At 51.7% G+C, this 16,642-nt stretch carries 25 protein-coding genes and 1 tRNA gene; 5 read left to right on the plus strand and 21 right to left on the minus strand.

The window, feature by feature from the left end; translation table 11 throughout:
* Positions 1 to 114 precede the first annotated feature (114 nt).
* The gene (locus C7W93_RS15185; RefSeq protein WP_201747268.1) at positions 115 to 546 is read right to left on the minus strand and encodes an HNH endonuclease; all 432 of its coding nucleotides are present in this window, start codon (positions 544 to 546) and stop codon (positions 115 to 117) included.
* A gap of 2 nt (positions 547 to 548) precedes the next feature.
* Positions 549 to 857 carry a hypothetical protein gene (locus tag C7W93_RS15190; RefSeq protein WP_108441030.1) on the minus strand — a complete coding sequence of 103 codons (309 nt, stop codon included), beginning with the start codon at positions 855 to 857 and terminating at the stop codon, positions 549 to 551.
* 123 nt (positions 858 to 980) lie between these two features.
* Between C7W93_RS15190 and C7W93_RS15195 the strand changes: the two genes are divergently transcribed.
* Entirely contained in the window at positions 981 to 1,538 is a 558-nt protein-coding gene (locus tag C7W93_RS15195; protein WP_108441032.1) for a hypothetical protein, read from the plus strand.
* A 64-nt stretch (positions 1,539 to 1,602) separates the two neighbouring features.
* Here the strand turns inward: C7W93_RS15195 and C7W93_RS15200 are convergent, their stop codons facing one another.
* The 18 genes from C7W93_RS15200 to C7W93_RS15300 all read right to left on the minus strand — a co-directional run bounded on the left by C7W93_RS15200 (position 1,603) and on the right by C7W93_RS15300 (position 12,967).
* Positions 1,603 to 3,303 (minus strand): hypothetical protein, encoded by a 1,701-nt coding sequence (locus tag C7W93_RS15200; protein WP_108441034.1) that lies wholly within the window; start codon positions 3,301 to 3,303, stop codon positions 1,603 to 1,605.
* Positions 3,304 to 3,362: 59 nt separating this feature from the next.
* Positions 3,363 to 3,812 (minus strand): hypothetical protein, encoded by a 450-nt coding sequence (locus C7W93_RS15205; protein ID WP_108441036.1) that lies wholly within the window; start codon positions 3,810 to 3,812, stop codon positions 3,363 to 3,365.
* A 5-nt stretch (positions 3,813 to 3,817) separates the two neighbouring features.
* The gene (locus C7W93_RS15210) at positions 3,818 to 4,255 is read right to left on the minus strand and encodes a hypothetical protein (protein ID WP_108441038.1); all 438 of its coding nucleotides are present in this window, start codon (positions 4,253 to 4,255) and stop codon (positions 3,818 to 3,820) included.
* Positions 4,256 to 4,789: 534 nt separating this feature from the next.
* A complete protein-coding gene (locus C7W93_RS15220) occupies positions 4,790 to 5,017 on the minus strand; it encodes a hypothetical protein (RefSeq protein WP_108441042.1) in 228 nt (75 codons plus the stop codon).
* Positions 5,018 to 5,148: 131 nt separating this feature from the next.
* Positions 5,149 to 5,412, minus strand: coding sequence for a hypothetical protein (locus C7W93_RS15225; RefSeq protein ID WP_225869767.1), 264 nt, complete (start codon positions 5,410 to 5,412; stop codon positions 5,149 to 5,151).
* A 360-nt stretch (positions 5,413 to 5,772) separates the two neighbouring features.
* Positions 5,773 to 5,848, minus strand: a tRNA-Met gene (locus C7W93_RS15230).
* A 236-nt stretch (positions 5,849 to 6,084) separates the two neighbouring features.
* Entirely contained in the window at positions 6,085 to 6,606 is a 522-nt protein-coding gene (locus C7W93_RS15240) for a hypothetical protein (RefSeq protein ID WP_225869899.1), read from the minus strand.
* A 91-nt stretch (positions 6,607 to 6,697) separates the two neighbouring features.
* Positions 6,698 to 7,036 (minus strand): hypothetical protein, encoded by a 339-nt coding sequence (locus tag C7W93_RS15245; RefSeq protein WP_108441048.1) that lies wholly within the window; start codon positions 7,034 to 7,036, stop codon positions 6,698 to 6,700.
* A gap of 139 nt (positions 7,037 to 7,175) precedes the next feature.
* Positions 7,176 to 7,667 (minus strand): hypothetical protein, encoded by a 492-nt coding sequence (locus C7W93_RS15250; RefSeq protein ID WP_108441050.1) that lies wholly within the window; start codon positions 7,665 to 7,667, stop codon positions 7,176 to 7,178.
* A complete protein-coding gene (locus tag C7W93_RS15255) occupies positions 7,664 to 7,987 on the minus strand; it encodes a hypothetical protein (RefSeq protein WP_108441052.1) in 324 nt (107 codons plus the stop codon). Before C7W93_RS15255 ends, C7W93_RS15250 begins: the two co-directional genes overlap by 4 nt.
* The gene (locus tag C7W93_RS15260; protein ID WP_108441054.1) at positions 7,987 to 8,337 is read right to left on the minus strand and encodes a DUF1064 domain-containing protein; all 351 of its coding nucleotides are present in this window, start codon (positions 8,335 to 8,337) and stop codon (positions 7,987 to 7,989) included. Before C7W93_RS15260 ends, C7W93_RS15255 begins: the two co-directional genes overlap by 1 nt.
* On the minus strand, positions 8,334 to 8,561 hold the full coding sequence (locus C7W93_RS15265; RefSeq protein ID WP_108442144.1) for a DUF3310 domain-containing protein: 228 nt from the start codon (positions 8,559 to 8,561) through the stop codon (positions 8,334 to 8,336). Before C7W93_RS15265 ends, C7W93_RS15260 begins: the two co-directional genes overlap by 4 nt.
* Positions 8,562 to 8,781: 220 nt before the next feature.
* Positions 8,782 to 9,939, minus strand: a complete 1,158-nt coding sequence (locus C7W93_RS15275) for a DUF1376 domain-containing protein (protein ID WP_161539947.1) — start codon at positions 9,937 to 9,939, stop codon at positions 8,782 to 8,784.
* Positions 9,940 to 9,941: 2 nt separating this feature from the next.
* Entirely contained in the window at positions 9,942 to 10,367 is a 426-nt protein-coding gene (locus C7W93_RS24465; RefSeq protein WP_146177563.1) for a hypothetical protein, read from the minus strand.
* Positions 10,364 to 11,239 (minus strand): DNA adenine methylase, encoded by an 876-nt coding sequence (locus tag C7W93_RS15280; RefSeq protein ID WP_108441060.1) that lies wholly within the window; start codon positions 11,237 to 11,239, stop codon positions 10,364 to 10,366. Before C7W93_RS15280 ends, C7W93_RS24465 begins: the two co-directional genes overlap by 4 nt.
* A gap of 166 nt (positions 11,240 to 11,405) precedes the next feature.
* Positions 11,406 to 12,095: a phage antirepressor KilAC domain-containing protein gene (locus tag C7W93_RS15285; RefSeq protein WP_108441062.1), complete on the minus strand. Its 690-nt coding sequence runs from the start codon at positions 12,093 to 12,095 to the stop codon at positions 11,406 to 11,408.
* An 85-nt stretch (positions 12,096 to 12,180) separates the two neighbouring features.
* Positions 12,181 to 12,372: a hypothetical protein gene (locus C7W93_RS15290; RefSeq protein WP_108441064.1), complete on the minus strand. Its 192-nt coding sequence runs from the start codon at positions 12,370 to 12,372 to the stop codon at positions 12,181 to 12,183.
* A 289-nt stretch (positions 12,373 to 12,661) separates the two neighbouring features.
* Positions 12,662 to 12,967: a CII family transcriptional regulator gene (locus C7W93_RS15300; protein ID WP_108441068.1), complete on the minus strand. Its 306-nt coding sequence runs from the start codon at positions 12,965 to 12,967 to the stop codon at positions 12,662 to 12,664.
* Between the two features lie 141 nt (positions 12,968 to 13,108).
* Here C7W93_RS15300 and C7W93_RS24470 point away from each other — a divergent pair, with 141 nt between their 5' ends.
* Positions 13,109 to 13,381 carry a hypothetical protein gene (locus tag C7W93_RS24470; RefSeq protein ID WP_146177564.1) on the plus strand — a complete coding sequence of 91 codons (273 nt, stop codon included), beginning with the start codon at positions 13,109 to 13,111 and terminating at the stop codon, positions 13,379 to 13,381.
* Between the two features lie 117 nt (positions 13,382 to 13,498).
* Here the strand turns inward: C7W93_RS24470 and C7W93_RS15310 are convergent, their stop codons facing one another.
* Positions 13,499 to 13,843: a YdaS family helix-turn-helix protein gene (locus C7W93_RS15310; RefSeq protein WP_108441072.1), complete on the minus strand. Its 345-nt coding sequence runs from the start codon at positions 13,841 to 13,843 to the stop codon at positions 13,499 to 13,501.
* An 83-nt stretch (positions 13,844 to 13,926) separates the two neighbouring features.
* Here C7W93_RS15310 and C7W93_RS15315 point away from each other — a divergent pair, with 83 nt between their 5' ends.
* From C7W93_RS15315 to C7W93_RS15325, 3 genes are all read left to right on the plus strand, one after another.
* Positions 13,927 to 14,616, plus strand: coding sequence for a S24 family peptidase (locus tag C7W93_RS15315; protein WP_108441073.1), 690 nt, complete (start codon positions 13,927 to 13,929; stop codon positions 14,614 to 14,616).
* A 47-nt stretch (positions 14,617 to 14,663) separates the two neighbouring features.
* Positions 14,664 to 15,584, plus strand: a complete 921-nt coding sequence (locus C7W93_RS15320) for an exonuclease domain-containing protein (RefSeq protein ID WP_225869900.1) — start codon at positions 14,664 to 14,666, stop codon at positions 15,582 to 15,584.
* A 104-nt stretch (positions 15,585 to 15,688) separates the two neighbouring features.
* Positions 15,689 to 16,336: a hypothetical protein gene (locus tag C7W93_RS15325; protein WP_108441074.1), complete on the plus strand. Its 648-nt coding sequence runs from the start codon at positions 15,689 to 15,691 to the stop codon at positions 16,334 to 16,336.
* Positions 16,337 to 16,642: the final 306 nt, after the last annotated feature.

A 16,642-nucleotide genomic window follows, 5' to 3' on the forward strand; every position in this document is an offset into this window, starting at 1 on the left:
CGCTACCGCTGTTGATAAGCCGTCAAATCAACCGTTGCAGCAACGGCATGGCACAACGCGCAGCGAGACAAACAACGTCTCTCAGCACGTTTAAATCAATCCTGTGGCATTCAATTATTTATCCCGCTGAGCCATGGGCGCGCGCCCGAACCCACCATCTTCCAATACGGTTTTAGCATCATGATGTGGCTTGCATAGCGACTGCCAATTCTCGACGCTATCCCAGAACAGCGCTCGGGCTTTGGCGATAGCTTCGATGTTGCCACTATCTAATGCGTCCTTGAGTTTATGAGGAATGATGTGATCGACCACAGTAGCGGCAACCACATTACCGACGCCTTGGCAGCGCACACACAATGAATGCTTGCGCAAGTAGAAGCTGCGCGCCTTCGACCATGCGCTTGTGTATCCACGCTCATGGGCCGTGCCACGCTGCACCGCATCCTCCTGCTGCCTATCCCTCTTATGCTTGATGCAGAAGCCAGGTGAATCAACCAATGCACCGCAGCTCGCTTGCCTGCAGATACTCTTTGCACGCTTAGGCATGACTATGGAACCACCAGCAGGGTGCCTTGATTCGGCTCTGGCAAAATGATCGTCTGACCAGTCGATGTTACGGCAGTGCAGATGGGTGAATAACGTACCCAACCAATCCCCCCTGTGAGCCTCTGACTAACTATCGATCCGCTGATACTAGCCACTCCTTGAATCATCGCACCAGGGGATGGATCCGCGCCTACCCTGACGTTATTCGTCCACGTAGCGCTCGTGATCGTCTCGCCGATACCAAGCAATGCAGCGTAATCGACACTAAATATTTCCGTCTCGCCTACGCGCTTTGGCGTGAAATCACTCATATCACTCTTATCCTGGATTCGCCCACTAAACTGCGACGCCTAGCACCAACCATCAGTCTGATTCGTGCTTGGCCGATGTATGTATGTAATGGGTTTGAGCGCAGTGGAGATGCCCCGATTGCGATGCCAGTACCAGATGCAGATGCAATGCCGGCGGCAATCGAAATGCTCACACCTGTAGCAACACTTGATCCTGCTGCAATTCCAATAGCGCTCGTTTTTGCAATGGCGGTCGCAGTGGACGTTCCTGCTGACGACCCAACCGATTCTGCCCTACTGCCTCCTGCCGCGATCGCGGAACTAATTCCAGATGAACTAGCAATAGCTTCTACTAGCACGGCACCGACGCCAACCACTACGCCAAACCCACCGGCGGATCCTCCAGCGACCACCCTCGATGTGCCTATTGCACCGACCACTCCCGCTCCAGCGCTATTAGCGGCAGCCGCAACAGCGGATGCGCCCACAGCAGCAGCGCCGCTGGTGCCGACTGCGCTTGCTGTTAATGCTATGGCGCTAATTCCTACTGCAGTCGGAGTGCCAGTACCGTTTGCGCTACCTCGGGATGCCGCAGCGCTACCACCGGCTGCGCTTGCTACTCCAGCGCCGCTAGCGGTCGCTACCGCAGCAGATGAAGTGGCAAGCGTTTCCTCAATAAATGTCCCACCAGCCGATGATTGATTACTATCGACCTCGTTGACGTAGAGTGGGCCAATCGAACTGTAGAGCGCCGCCTGACTCATGATTAGCTCAGCGTAACTTTAGGGCAGAGATAGTACGCGGTTGACGCTTTAGCTGCTTTTGGGTACGCATAAATATATCCAACTTGCGCGGGCTGCGGGCTTGTTAGGGCGACCGTCATCTGAAAGCGCATTGCTGCGCGGAACACTGCCGTACCGTCTGTCACGGAACCACCGTCCACTGCGGAGGTGTAACCAGCTGGTTCAGATGCGGCCGATGTGCCGGCAGTCGTGCAGAAGAAGATGCGCCCCGGATTTGATGCGAGTTTGCGCACCATGCCAACCGTATAAGCTGTCGAGTTCGCACGAGCAGTAACAAGGCTATCCCATGCTTGTGTGCTAGCACTCCAAGCCGTGCCTGTTGCCAAGAGGTCAGACTTTGTCCCAGACTGGAATGATCCTTGCGGACTCGCTGCCGAACCCATGTACTCAACATCAAACCATACGTCGTCGTTATTCGGTAGCGCGGCCGCATTCAGCAGCCCTTGCACAGTTACGTTAACATTAGCGCCTGTAACGAGATTCTTGATAACGATCGGGAACGTTTCGAATGGTAGAACCCACTGTGAATTTACACTTGATGTTAAGTTCCAACTTAATCCAGTTACGCCATCATTTGCACCGCCAGTACGGATAATGGTTGTCTCGGCAAGCTGGGTACCTTCGAATCGGTATTTTTCATTCCGGTAATTTGTCCCGGAGCTATCCGAGCGCATCACCTGAATCTCTGCGCCACCAGGAGATGACTGGGTAGCAGCCATATTAACTGCACTTCCCAACTTACAGTCTTTAAATTGAAAAATCGCCGGTGCCGTACATGCGGCTACCAATGTTTTACCGCTGCCAAGTGCGGAAAGATCAACCCCTTCAAACGTAATAAGATCAGGGGAAATGGATTTAAACAATGTAGTGGGGAATACACTCCCAGCAATAGCATTAGGTGTATTCTGCCAAACTAGACGGCATTGTTGAATTTGGACAGTATCTGTAATTGAACCAAGCATAAGCGCTGTGTTTTTCAGTTTTATCCACGTCATTCCCCCAGTCCCGCTGGTGCCGAAATTTATCGCGGCCGCAGCCCCATTTGTCCCCATCTTTGCAAGAAGGACGCTCTCTAAAACAACTCCGATGGATGAACTATTACCAAGCAGAATGCCAGCCGATACCGCACCCGTTCCGCAATAGAAGCTAATCCCATTAAGATAGTAATATCCCCCGCCAAGCGTAATCGGTGAACTCCCAGTTGTCGTAACTGTTGCAGTTGTTCGCAAATCCGCAGAAACTGGGGGGAGGCTTCCTGTCGCGCTAACACAGAGTATTTTTGATAGGTTATTGGTCACGCCGGGAGGAGACCCTGTCCATGCCGATGGTTGCGTTTCTGCATGATTGGCACCAACATAAAGCGCATCACCTGCCGCCATCCAAGTACTTGCTATGGCATTAACTAGCCGCGCATGCGGTGCTTTCCAATTACCAGCAACCTGATCTGCCTCCTGTCCAGTGCACTCTGTCCATGTCGGGCCAGCAGTTTCTGCCGTTACGCCATTTTTGGTGATGGACCAAGTCGGTTCGGCAGCAAGAGATGTCCCTGCGGATGTGCAGCGGAATACGCGCTCAGAGTTTAGCGCCGGTGTGGTGCGTTGGCGCACATAGTCGCCCCGCCCACCATTCGACGAGGCAGAATAAGCAGTTGCGGCAGTCCACATCGGCACCGCGAAGTAGCCTGTCGTGGACCCATCTCCATAATTGCAGTAAATATTTGCCACTATGCCGCCCCGATGACTGCTACACGATCAGGGGTCAATAGGCCTTTTGCAGACAGATAACTCAGTCCGTTTTGCACATCAGAATTGAGTGGATAAACGACATCAGCATGGCTCAATAGCACCATGAAGTCCTCGATGATGGGGTCACTCTTAGTTGCCGCCCGGATCCCAATCCGCTCTTGCGGCGTCATTCGACTAAGAAAGCCATACACGCTCAGCGGTAGAGTCGTGCCGAATACAATGGACTGTGCCACCGCCAACGATGCCAACTGCACGTTGAGTAGGGTGGCCCGTTCAGTCAGCACTAGATTGATATCAGTTGAATTATCGGCTAGGTAGGAGTAGTCGTACACACTACCGTCATCAGCCGTGTGGTGCTCGGTTATGTACTGACGACCATCAGCCTGTGCATTGCCTGCCTCGTAGGTAGATGAGACGATGGTAGTCACAGCTATTAATCCTCGGTGATCGTCGATGCTGTGGTCAAAACTGGTGTAATCCCATTACCGGTTACGATATTCGGCGAGATTGCGCCGCTATACAACAGCTTTCCTGCGCCCGATGCGGCTGTGCCGATCCCGAAAAACGTCGCGGTACCAGTGCCGCCCGTACCAGCCGGAAAACTAATATTTGCAGCAGGGCTGATCGTACCGCTCGCGCCAGCACCCAATGTCCACCCGCCAGATGTGCGTGCCACTGCCACTCGGGCATAACTGGTATAAGCGACTTCGCTGGTCGCCTGCGTACCTGATTCGCCAGGGTCGGCGGTGTGCAGGCTCACGTACAGATTGGTCAGCGGAGCACCCGCAGCGTTGTCGGCCATATTGGCAATGGCAGTGGCATTGAAAATCAATCCCAGTAAATCTTTTTCAAATACGTCGGATTTCGACATTGCAGACCTCGAATAAAAAAACCCGCACAGGGCGGGTAAGTTCCATCCTTGCGGGATAGAAGGAGACTCTTGAATTTGTGCGGCCATTTAGTGCGCTGGCCGTTTGCGATACTTGATATCGGTATTAACTCCCCACATCCTCAACTACGAACTAATCCTCTGCAATGCTGAGTTTCAATGGGCCACTTATGCCGCATGCGGCTCATTTGCAATTACCGCAGAAAAGTCTTGCGTCCATTTGCGATAATTCAGAATGCCTACGCACCATTGCGTCGTGCGCTGCATTGGCGTGAGCATGCATCCAAGCATCAAACCCAATAGCATCTATCGGCAAACCCTTGCGTTGGACCAGCTCATATTCCACCAGTGCAGCGATAATAGTACGAGCATCACCCTCTAGATAATATTCACACTTAACTGTGACGATCTCGTCCACAGCGCAGCGTAATTCAAATGATCTTGTGTGGCGGGGCAAACCGAGCGCGTTGATTAGGTCGGGACCTATTTCGCACCCTAAGATCGGCATGGCATTCATTAAAACGTAGTTGGCTGCGCAACGCCGCGAATCGCCCACATGAATCCTTGCTGCAGATTCGTTTTGGCTATCGATACTGCGCGCTGATCGAGCGTGGCACCCTGAGCTTGTAGTTCATCAATCCATGCACCAACCAATGCAGCAAGCTCTTTGCCCTTGTTCATTGCATTGATCTCGGCTTGCGAAAGATCGCGATAGCCTTTTATCTGTTTATGCTGATTATCCATTGCATGCCTTAGAATAAAGAAAGCCGCTGCCGCAATTCAATGCGGGTCAGCGGCGAAGGTGCAATGGTGGCTGCACAAGGGAACTGTAATTATCGTGGAGATGATCACCTCCTTTCGACATTTAGTAATCGTTAATCAGGCGCCGCAGTGAAATCAACGTAGTATTTCTCGCCGACCTTGAACTGGCCGAACAGTGCTGGATTAGCGATGTTGATGGAAAGGTTTGCGCCTGGGGAGAACTTCGCGAACGTATTGTCCTCATCACTACCATCCTCCGGATACTTTGAAGCGGCAACAGCGTGCATAGTCAGGGTTTCTTGTGACTTGCTCTTTTCAGGACCCCAGAAGTGCTCCTGAATGAAACCTACCTGCATTTTTGCGCGCATCTTACTCATTGTATTTCTCCTTTGGGGTGTTCCGCGCAAGCAGTCGCAGCACTGTGCGCTCTTAGCCAGCCTCGCCGGCACTCTCTCGGAACAAAGCAAAAAGCCCCACCGTTGAAGGCGAGGCTTTGAATAGTTGCCGGTTACAGCGTCCGGCGACATTAAGCTTTATGTCTGTAGGTTGCTCCATGCTCGGCGTATCTTGCTGGCTTCTTCGTCGCGGCCTAGGCTATGTCCGCTCGCCAGCTGTTGGCATGTCTTGTTGCTTCCGTGGTTTATAGGCTAATTGACCCGATTAAGACCTCGCCAGTGTCAAGCTACTCGCTGCCCTATGGCCCCATCCGCGATAAGCCCGACCTTCAGATGTAAAACTGGTTGCAAAGGCTGGACTCGAACCAGCGACCTCCAGGTTATGAGCCTGGCGAGATGACCACCTCTCTACCCTGCGATTGAAACCTAAATGCAAAAAGCCTCACCGATTAAGGCAAGGCTTTGGATCACTCAGACATATCTTGTAAGTAGCAATCTCATTCTTCAGGGCGAGCAACGGCTTTCTCTGGTTGTTGGTTTTTCCCTGACCCTTCTGAGCGGTGCCGCTTTCGCGATCATTACGCGGGGAAAGGTGAATGTAGCACTCATAATACGCCGGAATTTATTGGTTTACAACTAGCCGCAGTAAATTTTTTAATTCCGCAACATCGCCGCCGCACGGCCGCCGTGGGCCTGATATAACCCCTCCAACTCGCCAACCATGTCTGCAATCTTCTCGCTTTCTAATCGACCACCTACAATCTGCGCCCTTTTTGTTCCCTTGCATGATGGGCAGGCATGCTGTGTAACTTGTATGCCAGTGCCATTACAAGTATTGCACCGCCCGTCCATCCAGTGCGCCAGCGATGCCTCGGCTACACGTCGATAGAGTCCATATGCCGCATCCATGTCCCAAGCCGTACGAGGGGTAGGAACCCATTTGCGTGCCTGCGCCTTCTCCGTCACGGCCACTACCCAGATACGCAAGAGTGCCGCAAGATTGTTGGTGCCGGACTCAAAAAGCTTGTGCACCGTCCCATCAGCATATTTAACGCGGTAAAGAAGTGATCCAAGTCCAACTCCACCTGTTTCATCTGCTATTGCGGAGGCCGCTAATGCGTCAGTTGCGTGGTGCCGATCATCGTCACGAAGATCACTGGAATTTACTGATGACACATAGCGCTCGGCAAACGACATTGGATTCTCCTTTTTAGCAACCCGCCGATGCTATCACACTACACCAAATAATTTCTATAGCGGAACTGGATTATTTTGTGCCTACCTCCCTGAAATCAGAGCACCGAGTGCCATATAGGCGCTTTGAACCGTCCTTGTTTTTCTTCATACACACACCGATGCCAATATCCTTGCCAGCAATGATGATGCGCTCGTATTTACAGCCGCCACATCGCTCTTTCGCAAACCGAACATGCTGAGCCGGATCGCGGTAAAACTCGTCCGGAAGCGCCTTTGATTGATCCTTATCCTCGCGGACCAGATGTAGTTGAAGGAGGTTAATTTCTTCGGTCATTTTTTCCTCGGCTGCGGCGGAGGCGCTGGCGCCATCGGTTTCTGATAATTGGGTGGTGGATTGACTTCGCAGCATCCTCGCAACCCAAAGGTTCGCTCTTGCCAATCAACTGGCCGACGCCACCACTCTATTGCACGTCGAGCACAACCCCGTGCATACCATCCGATAGCAAACCCACATACCACCAGCGCCAGCCAATCGAGCTCAAAAGTAATCACGCCGGCATTCCCTCATATAGCTTCGCAACGTCACACATTCCGCCACCGCGGTGCATATCTTTTACTCTTCGAACTGCGCGGCTGTACTCGGCCTGGCTGCAAAGAGATACTTGAATGCGGTACATTTCCAGTGCCTCAGTGATGTCTGCTAATTCGACTGCCCAGAGGGTGGAGTGCCCGGTTTTCTGCATGCGCAACGCCACAGCTTCCAGAGAGCGCTCCCCTGCTGCGATCGCCGGAACCAGGTTGGGCCCGATCTGCAAACCCGCGAGGGCTTCTGCAAGATTCAACGCGTTCGATAGCTGATTCCAGTCGTCGCGCTTGGCTACGCCCTGACGCAGCAGAGCCAAGGCATCCGCCAATGGTTCGCGCAGCTCGGCCTGGAGTTTTAGTGGAATTTTGTGAGATCCAGCAATTGCCCAGCTCACCGGATCTAATTGAACGCGACGGGGTTTGTAAGATTTGTTGCGCTTCTTTGTGCCGGTCATCGCCGCCCCGCTTCGCAATTCGCAGCTATCTTGCGCATCATTGCGTCATAGCCCTTCAGTGCCACTACTGGCGCGACGCATCGCACCTGATTCGCCGCATCGATCTCGGCTTGAGAAGAAATGAAATACATCCTAGTGGTGGATGGCACGCACGATTTAATCAATCCGCGCACCTCCAGTTCATTGCAAAGCCGCGTGACCTCTTGCGCCTTCGCGTGGAAATGCCGCGCAATGCTACTGCTGGTATAGCGCGCCCCAGGGTATGCACTGATGTACTGGCGCACATTTTCTAAGGTCACAACCCTTGGTTTTCCTGCCATTATTTTGTCTCCAGTATGTCGATGCCATAAATGGACTTCATCAAATGGCGCTTCATCTTGTAGACGGCCGTGAGTGTCCCCTTGACGTCTTCCACGACCTGCTTACCGGTGGCGACATCCAGATAGCCGAAGTCTGCGCGATAAATAAGCGATCGCTTCGCAATTCCGTGGATCAAGACCTTCGGCGCCAACACGAATGTCACCTGACGCGTTAAATTCTGGATGTGCCCAGATTTCTCCAGTAGCGCCAGCCACTTGTAACGGCGATGCTCTGCGGCGGAATCGAATTTCTGATCGCCGTCGACCACCTTGATGTTCTTGTATTTTGACCTCCTGCTGGGTTTTATCATTTGGCTTCTTTCTTACCCTGCTCCATTTCGATCAATAGATCGATGAAGTGCTTTGCTTTGCGCAGATCCTCGATACCCCCCTTGGAGCGCCAGCGGGTCAGATATTTAATGGCACTCCCCTCACAGAAGCCGATTCCATTTTTATGGATGTACTCAACCGGCTGGATGACCAGGTTCTTGTAGTGGTCACCGCCCTCTTGTACATCCAATGCACGTACAGCCATATTTGCTCCCATCACTCAAACCCCTTAAGTTATTTCTGAGAAGCCCAATCGGTGCGCTTCTTCGCTACTGCGTCGGTTACTGGTTCTAAGGTCTTGCAAACCCGTTCAAATCGAAAACTCACGTATCGCCATGCCTCTTTGTCCAACTTGCATTTACCAAACCCGAGGCGCGCCATCTTGTCATTTGATTTCAGATCAAGGTGCTTGCAAGTCAGGCATTTCATGCGACACGCTTAAGCTTGCTACTGGCCTCGCGCATAGCAGCTAATCCCGCCCCGACGGCCTCAGGAGAGCGCTGCTCAACAACCTCTTCCGACGCTGAATTCGGTGCAACTGCTGGTGGTGCCGGGGGTTTCCCGTCATTGGCAATCGCTGCCTCGATCCGCGCTTTGAGTGCAGGCATAAGTTCGCCTGGACGGGTTTGGATGTTCATCTCGGCTGCCTTTGCCAAAATCAATTCGGTTGACGACCACCACGGCGATACGGTCTTGCGCTCACCGCTTCGTGTCTGGCAAACGGCTTTCAAAAATGAAGCCGGATCCGCAGGCTGTTCAACCACCGCAGTGCGCACGGCATCCAAGACAATTTCAGTGCTGTAGTCGCTCACCAACTTTCCGACAAACGATCCGCACTGGGCCTCCGGCATGCCGCCTTGAGCAAGGAGGGATTTTGCCGCGCGCCAAATCTCCTGCTTCGTTTTTTCCTCGGGGCTTTTGCCTTTAGGTTCGAGGTTTTCATGACCTGGGGACGGCGGCGGGCCGCCCGATCCTTTAGGATCGGAATGCTTTTCTTTTCCCTCTCCCTGTCCCTTTCTCTCTCCCTCTCTCTTTCTCTTGGCTTCTGTGACAGAGTCTGTGACAGACTTATTTATTGTTTCAAATTCGCTCTGTGACAAATACTGTGACAACTCATTCAACACAGTCTGTACGCTTGTTTCGACAGAGGCGAAATCTAGGATGTCACTAGGCTGTGACAGACGTTTTAACATCGCCTGAAGACGTGCTTTAGCGGTGCGTCCACGTTGCGTTTTCTTCCCGGCTAATGCCTCCGCAGCCTTTTCAGCCACGACGGGGTGATACAACCGACCATCGGCGCACTTAATCCATCCATGTAGCGCAGACGCCTTTATCTTCTTCCACGTCTTCGTATCGCGGCCCAATTCCGCTAAGCGGGCCAGTTGGATATCGTCGTCAGGAATAGATCCGGCAGGCACCTGATGAAATGACTTCAACCACAGCGTTACCCCGGCGCGCCATTCTGTATCATTGGATCGCGCGTGAAACTCAGAATTGAACAGGCGAGAAATATCAACCGGCAAGAACGGGAAATCGCGCAGATCGCAGTCAGCTGGGCTTAGGGGTGCTGGTAGTTCATTCATTCTTAAATCCCTAGTTTTCTTTTCGTATCGGCTATATAGCCATCGGTACGCGCATCGGCCTCTTCGCGGGTCATATCGATGCATTGGTCATGTTTGTAATGACAGCCAACAATTCCGGGGCGGTCACAGCACAACGGGAATGTGGCGAGGTAGTCCGCTTTCAAACGCGCACCCTTACCGTCTTGGTAGCGGTTGCTGTGCGCCGCCTGGGAGAACGTTTCAATGCCGCAGCGTGCACATGGCAATGCCGCTACGCGCTTGTAATGTGCTTTCTCGGCGGCTGGAATTGCTTTCATCCGCGACTTCATTCGCTTAGCTGGTTTCTTAGAAAACTGAAACGATGCAGAAGACAGCAGTCCAGTGAGACCGCGTGACATAGGTGTGCGCTTCATTGGTTTGGTGCCGGGCTTTATAGGAGTGCGCTTCATGCGAACATCCTTTTTTGTAATTCCTCAGCAGCAGGAGTTGTTTTGTCGGTTAGCGCCTCTGCGCATGCTGGATTAAGCCAAACGACTTCTGTACGCAAACCCGTCCCGCGATTAGCCGATATGCGGGCGGTAATTTGATGTTGGGTCCAGCCAGACAGCCGCTCGCTATAAAGGTCGGTTGCGTAGCCGGAAACCACCACAAAACCTTCTAGCTCGAGCAAGCAATCCAGCAGGTGGACATGATCAGCATCGGTCATTTCATGGCGGTAATAGCCGCGCCCACTCGCTTGCAAGGCTCTGGTTGCCAACACATAAGGTGGATCAACGAAATGCAATGTCGTTGGTGCATCGTGTTGGCGCATGATGCTAATGGCCGGACGGTTTTCCACTAACACACCAGTCAGGCGTTGTCCTGCTGCAGCGATCGCAGCAGGATATTGGGCCCAAAGATGTTGTGCTGTGCCGTACTCGCGTTTAGTGTCTATGCGAAATCCGGTGTTGCCCTTTGTGGCGCCAGCAGAACCGAAACCCATTTGTGCGCGAATAGCCATCCGGCGCGCTTCCTCGATCGCATCGTCGGTCGGTTCCCAGGCTTGATTAAACTGCTCACGCGAATATTCTGTGAAAATCAGTTTTTCAATCAATGCCGATCGGGAAACGGGATCACGAAGCACGTTAAAGAAATTCGCGACCGATCGGTCAAGGTCGTTATAGACCTCGGCATAGACGCGCTCTTTCTGCAATAGGACGCCAGCTGCGCCGCCAAATGGTTCGACGTAACAAGTGTGTTCTGGGAAAAATGACATTACCCACGACGCAAGACGGAATTTCCCGCCGTGATAGCGCAGGACTGGCGAGGTAACGGCACTCATCTATCAACCTTCTGGCTGAGGCATTTATCGCATCGGCCGTACTGAATTAACTGCTTGGCTGTCACGCGCTTACCACATAGGCAGCGCTTTCGAACCAGTGAGACAGGCGCTTTGTGGCGATGCGTGGTTTCGCGGAACTTGATGATTGCCCCGGGTTGCGCGTAGTTCATGCCGGTACCGCCGCTTCTAGCGCGTAATGCTTGGCAAGCCAGACTTGGCCGCGCCCGGTCACCATCGTGGTAAAGGATGGATGTTCGTTACCGCTCGAATCCGTCCACGGCTTCTTTTCAATCACACGGAAATAGCCGCGGTCGATGAATTTCTGGAATGGCAGATTGTTCTGCATCAGCACCTCGTCGGTGCGCAGGCGATCGATAAAGCGGTTCGGGCCCCATCCAATCGTTTTGGCGAATTGGCCCATTTTGCAAACCCCATCCGTATTGCAGATAGTTTCTGCGAATTCGACTTTAGGGGCGTCGGTAGCAATGCGCAGCGCCTGCTGTTCTATTTGCTCTTGCTGTTCGGCGGCCAGACGCAATGCGGCTGCGAAAGATGATGGCAACGCCACCTTAGATTGCGCTTCGAGCTCCTGCCAGCGATCCACTAGGCGAGCGGTGAATGCCGGCGACAATTGAGCGACGATTACGTAGGTATCGCGCTTGCTGATGACGTACAACTTTTCAACTACGCCGTTCCCAGCTCGGGTCCCATCCCTCAGTGCGGGTTGGGATATTGCCCCACTCGAAACTAGGCGATCTATGGACGTTTTTACGTGGTCATGCCGAGATTCGACCAAATCCGCTATTTCGCGGCTGGTCATGACGAGGGTGCCATTGGAATTAATTAGCTCATTCATGCCATCTCCCCCGATAGCCAGATGGCAATCATCGTCAATTCAAGCGACCAATACGGCATACCAGCAATTAAAACTTGGGTAAATGTCATGCAGCCTCCACCAATAAATTCCATGCGCTCACCAGGCGCTCTGCATCAGCGATGCGCCTCATTGTTTCTTCTGGCGTGATGTCCGCCGCGGAAATGACAATAGGAATTCGGAACGACAGCCCTGTAATCGCCATAAAAGAGGGATAAGGACCAGTCACAAGTTCGATTTTTGATTTCGTGTGAATCATGCCGCGGACTCGGCACATGTTGATTCGCGCTCGAGCTCCGCTATGCGTTGACGATACGTTTCGGTCCAAACAACGATGCGGGGATCGGTCGGACTTTTACATCCATGTGCTGTGATAGGGTGCCCGGCTTCAGCAGCGACGCGCGCGGCCTCTTCAATAGGTTTTCTGAGAAAAATCATTTGCCGCCCTGCGAGATACCCCAACTGACGACAAGCAGCACGAGGCCAATAACGCTAGTGCCGACAATCAAAATTACATCGTTCTCACTCATCTCATATTCCTTTTTTGGCTATTCGTTGGCTAAGTCGGCTTCCAGGTATTTGTGCGCAATAACCTTGAAGCTGCGCAGTTCTTCCTTTGTGACCATCATTGACCCAATGGGCGCGACTCGCATACCAAGGGCAGCGAGAAGTTTCGATACGCTGGCAATCTCGTCTGTCATACGACTAACAGTGCTGCCACTCACGCCCATGCAAGCGGCTGCACGCACCTGAGTGACCGATGCAAGGCGCTGCAAAATCAACGCCTCAATCGTTGCGCCATCTTTGCGGGTGTTTTCAATCAACTCGGGTGACACTGGAATTTCTGTAGTCATGGCAATTTCTCTTGGCGAAAATTTAATAACGGATTGAGATGAAAAATATCAATATGGTGGAACTGATAATTAGGGCGCGCACCCCACTCGTGGCAAAATCAAGAACTCTCACCTTCTTAACCACCCTTGAAAGGGGCGCGCATGACTATTACTTCGAACGACCTTGTTTTAAAAGACCTCGAATACAAAATCGATATGAGCTCAGGAAATGGCGTCTGGCTCGATCGATCGTTCTCCTTCAAATCTGGCGACTCGATCTCATTTCATATCAAAGTCAACGCTCGCCCGGAGATGTCGTTGCTGGACCTTCACCGCGAGTCGCTGGAGTTGGCAATTCGGATGCTCCAGGCGCGCTTAGATCCAAAACCTGTCCAAGAGCCAGCGAACGGAAGTGCGGCGAGTCGTCTTGCCTGATTTGCGCCTTCGTGACCCGGACAATGTCCCGGGTCATGACCGGCCCGTGCTCGTCCAGCGCAGGCCGTATCAACCACAGCACAAAACGCGCATATAACTTTTTTGAAATATTCCCATTCATTCAACCACCTTCTTCGGATCAGCTGGCTGGCGATAACCAAGATCGGCTTCGCGACGGTTTTCTTCGTTGGTTTCTTCTTCGATCCCTTTGGTCGCCATCGGGTCCAGATTGGACTTAACTGCCGTACTGCGCAGGTATTCCCAATCAACATCCGGGCGAAGGTCCTCGCAGACAATTGCTCGATTGGATTCGCGCTCAAGATTGATGCAGAGATCCAAGCCAATCTGCTGGCTGATGCTAATAGCCTTTCGCAAGTAACCCTCGCTGGTACCGCACGCCCTCACGAACTGTGTGCGATCCCCCTTCGATAGACCATTAAGGTATTTAAGTAATTTATCCATCAATACATATTACTAAACGGTAATGAACAAGTCAACACCGTTTGGTTATTTACTAATTGGTAATTGCCAAGGACAATTCACATATGGATATTCAAGAAATTCGGCGAGTTAGACTGGCCCAACTTATAGATGCCGAGTACGGCGGGTCGCAAGCGGCCTTCGTCGAGGCAACTGGCGAAAACCAAGGAGAGGTCTCCGGACTTTTGAAGACGAAGTCATTCGGAGAGAAGAAGGCTCGGAAACTTGAATTAAAGTGCGAACTCCCCATCGGGTGGCTAGACTCGTTTGAGTCGATCGAGACTAGTTTCAGACCACTAGAAAGCCTGGGTTCAGATGATATCGAAATCCCGCAATTCGCCACTGGCGGGGCAATGGGTCACGGGCTAGCCCTAACAGAACAGCCGGGAGTCATCAAAAGCTGGCGTGTGGACCATGAATGGCTGCGCCTAAATGTCAAACGGCATACCGGTGCGAAAAATCTCTGCATCGTGACCGGTTTCGGCCCATCAATGAGGCCCCTATTTAATCCCGGAGATCCTTTGCTCGTGGATCGTGGCGTTACATCATTTGATGATGAGGACGCCGTCTATTTTTTTAGAGTAGGGGATCACGGCTTTATTAAGACTGTTCAGCGTATCCCGAGGGCTGAAGGGGGCATAATTTACCGCGCAAAATCAAAAAATCCAGACTTCGACTCGTTTGATATAACCGCCGGAATGGACTTCGAGGTGTTTGGCAAAGTTTTGACGGTATGGAAGAGTGAGCAACTTTGATAAAGACATAACAGCACGCCACAATTCTGAAAAAAGAGGGGATTTTTATGTCTTGGATCAATGAGGATGCTCGTGCATTGATGAAAATCACCAATCTCCATGAGGTGGATTTTCTTGCTCTCGATGTAGAAACGGCCAACGCTAGCCTTGCTAGTATTTGCCAAATCGGCATTGCCATATTTAGAAATGGTGAGCTAACGGAGTCGTGGTCCACCCTGGTGAATCCAGGGGATTATTTTGACGAGATGAACATTTCCATCCATGGCATCACGGATAATGATGTTAAAAAATCACCGTTGTGGAATGATATTTATCAATACATTCAACCCCTTCTAACCGGAAAAATCGTTGTAAGTCACACTGCATTTGATCGCGGTGCCATTGGACAAGCATGCAGAAAATATGAATTACCCATCGTCGCCTGCACCTGGCTCGATACCGCCAGGATTGTACGCCGGGCATGGCCAGACCTAGCTCACAGCGGCTACGGGCTCAAAAATGTTGCCAAACATCTGAGTATTAAATTCAACCACCACGATGCCCGTGAGGATGCTCAGACCGCCGGAAGAATACTTAATCACGCCATCCACGCAACAGGAATGACGGTCGCTGATTGGTTGGTGCGCGTTGCAAAACCTCTTGACCTTACTATCCCCACAATTCGCCGCGAAGGCGATCTAGATGGAATTCTGCATGGGGAGTTGGTCGTATTTACCGGCGCGCTAACCATTTCTCGCAGAGAAGCAGCGGATCTTGCTGCTCGGCTTGGCTGTGATGTAGGCATTGGGGTTACTAAACACACCACGATTTTGATTTGCGGAGATCAAGACATTCGTGCTCTGAATGGGCATGAAAAAAGCAGCAAACATCTAAAGGCTGAGCTGCTGATCGAGAAAGGTCAGAATATTCGCATACTTAGTGAAAATGACTTCATTAGCCTAGCAAGAGCATACGACCTGCAACAATAAGATTGTCCCCTGAAAAAAAGGGGGAGGTGAGGCGCGATCGTATTGGGGGCTCAAATTTGAATTTAGGCGCAACGGCACACTAATTTTCCGATCAGAAAGATTTCATGAATAGATTAATCGTTCTACTCTGTTTTATTCTCAACGCCTGTGCAAGTACTACGCAATTCCAAAGTTATCCTGATCTTGATCCAAGCACCCCAACGGCAACAATTCACGTCGTTCGCTCAAACAGTGCATTTGGTGCCGCGATCACTGCTCCAGTTTATGTTGATCGATACCTTATTGGTCGTATTGGTCCAGGTGGATATCTCAAAACGCTCGTTCCGATCGGGCGCATTCACGTCACATCAACCACAGGAGACTCGATAATTCAGACTGAAAAAAATTCCGAATATTTCTTTGAGGTTTCTATGCCAGGTCAAGTCTGGCTCTATGCACCCGATTTCAATATCTTTCCAATTAATAAGAATCGAGCTCAAGAAATCCTCTCATATGATCCATCGACAGCACAAGCCCCTGTCGCCTATGTCGAACGCCAGTCGGTTGCACCGGCCAGCAACACCCCAAGCAAACCCTACGGGGAGATGTCAGCATCGGTGGAGCGGCTAGCGCGCCAGTCGGGTTGCGATCCCACAGAGAGCGCGACACTTATCGGCAAGACGACCGGCATCGAAACCTACCAGGCAAGCTGCAAGAACGGCCAGCAGGTACTTTTTAAATGCGAGATGCGCCAGTGTCGGATGATGAATTAATTCGCGGCAACTTTGGTCACTTTACCTAGTAAACTCATCCTTATAGCCCGCTCTGCCCCGGCATACGCCCTGTTATGGTCAGTTACTGCATTTCTTTTTCTTGATGAAGATGCGGCTATGTTAGCGTTTTGTTAGATCAACCTTGAGATAGGGGCATGATTATTAGTGATATGAGAGAGTACGAAATCAGCATGCACAATAAGTCCTCAATCTCGATCACTCCAAAACAAAATGAATCCGACGTGAGAAGATATTTCGGCTTGAGGTGTGAGAAAATTGTTAATGATCGATGAAAATTTGCTCCGA

The sequence above is a fragment of the Glaciimonas sp. PCH181 genome (assembly GCF_003056055.1).
Lineage (GTDB): Bacteria > Pseudomonadota > Gammaproteobacteria > Burkholderiales > Burkholderiaceae_D > Glaciimonas.

Bases quoted from the DNA above. Each gene is read 5' to 3' on its own strand.
- C7W93_RS15220 (WP_108441042.1), bottom strand. From the start codon at position 5,017: ATGGATAATCAGCATAAACAGATAAAAGGCTATCGCGATCTTTCGCAA.
- C7W93_RS15260 (WP_108441054.1), bottom strand. From the start codon at position 8,337: ATGATAAAACCCAGCAGGAGGTCAAAATACAAGAACATCAAGGTGGTC.
- C7W93_RS15325 (WP_108441074.1), top strand. From the start codon at position 15,689: ATGAATAGATTAATCGTTCTACTCTGTTTTATTCTCAACGCCTGTGCA.
- C7W93_RS15320 (WP_225869900.1), top strand. From the start codon at position 14,664: ATGTCTTGGATCAATGAGGATGCTCGTGCATTGATGAAAATCACCAAT.
- C7W93_RS24465 (WP_146177563.1), bottom strand. From the start codon at position 10,367: ATGAAGCGCACTCCTATAAAGCCCGGCACCAAACCAATGAAGCGCACA.
- C7W93_RS15250 (WP_108441050.1), bottom strand. From the start codon at position 7,667: ATGACCGGCACAAAGAAGCGCAACAAATCTTACAAACCCCGTCGCGTT.
- C7W93_RS15195 (WP_108441032.1), top strand. From the start codon at position 981: ATGCCAGTACCAGATGCAGATGCAATGCCGGCGGCAATCGAAATGCTC.
- C7W93_RS15310 (WP_108441072.1), bottom strand. From the start codon at position 13,843: ATGGATAAATTACTTAAATACCTTAATGGTCTATCGAAGGGGGATCGC.
- C7W93_RS15280 (WP_108441060.1), bottom strand. From the start codon at position 11,239: ATGAGTGCCGTTACCTCGCCAGTCCTGCGCTATCACGGCGGGAAATTC.
- C7W93_RS15225 (WP_225869767.1), bottom strand. From the start codon at position 5,412: ATGAGTAAGATGCGCGCAAAAATGCAGGTAGGTTTCATTCAGGAGCAC.
- C7W93_RS15315 (WP_108441073.1), top strand. From the start codon at position 13,927: ATGGATATTCAAGAAATTCGGCGAGTTAGACTGGCCCAACTTATAGAT.
- C7W93_RS15285 (WP_108441062.1), bottom strand. From the start codon at position 12,095: ATGAATGAGCTAATTAATTCCAATGGCACCCTCGTCATGACCAGCCGC.
- C7W93_RS15300 (WP_108441068.1), bottom strand. From the start codon at position 12,967: ATGACTACAGAAATTCCAGTGTCACCCGAGTTGATTGAAAACACCCGC.
- C7W93_RS15255 (WP_108441052.1), bottom strand. From the start codon at position 7,987: ATGGCAGGAAAACCAAGGGTTGTGACCTTAGAAAATGTGCGCCAGTAC.
- C7W93_RS15210 (WP_108441038.1), bottom strand. From the start codon at position 4,255: ATGTCGAAATCCGACGTATTTGAAAAAGATTTACTGGGATTGATTTTC.
- C7W93_RS15245 (WP_108441048.1), bottom strand. From the start codon at position 7,036: ATGCTGCGAAGTCAATCCACCACCCAATTATCAGAAACCGATGGCGCC.
- C7W93_RS15275 (WP_161539947.1), bottom strand. From the start codon at position 9,939: ATGAATGAACTACCAGCACCCCTAAGCCCAGCTGACTGCGATCTGCGC.
- C7W93_RS24470 (WP_146177564.1), top strand. From the start codon at position 13,109: ATGACTATTACTTCGAACGACCTTGTTTTAAAAGACCTCGAATACAAA.
- C7W93_RS15290 (WP_108441064.1), bottom strand. From the start codon at position 12,372: ATGATTCACACGAAATCAAAAATCGAACTTGTGACTGGTCCTTATCCC.
- C7W93_RS15190 (WP_108441030.1), bottom strand. From the start codon at position 857: ATGAGTGATTTCACGCCAAAGCGCGTAGGCGAGACGGAAATATTTAGT.
- C7W93_RS15265 (WP_108442144.1), bottom strand. From the start codon at position 8,561: ATGGCTGTACGTGCATTGGATGTACAAGAGGGCGGTGACCACTACAAG.
- C7W93_RS15185 (WP_201747268.1), bottom strand. From the start codon at position 546: ATGCCTAAGCGTGCAAAGAGTATCTGCAGGCAAGCGAGCTGCGGTGCA.
- C7W93_RS15200 (WP_108441034.1), bottom strand. From the start codon at position 3,303: ATGTGGACTGCCGCAACTGCTTATTCTGCCTCGTCGAATGGTGGGCGG.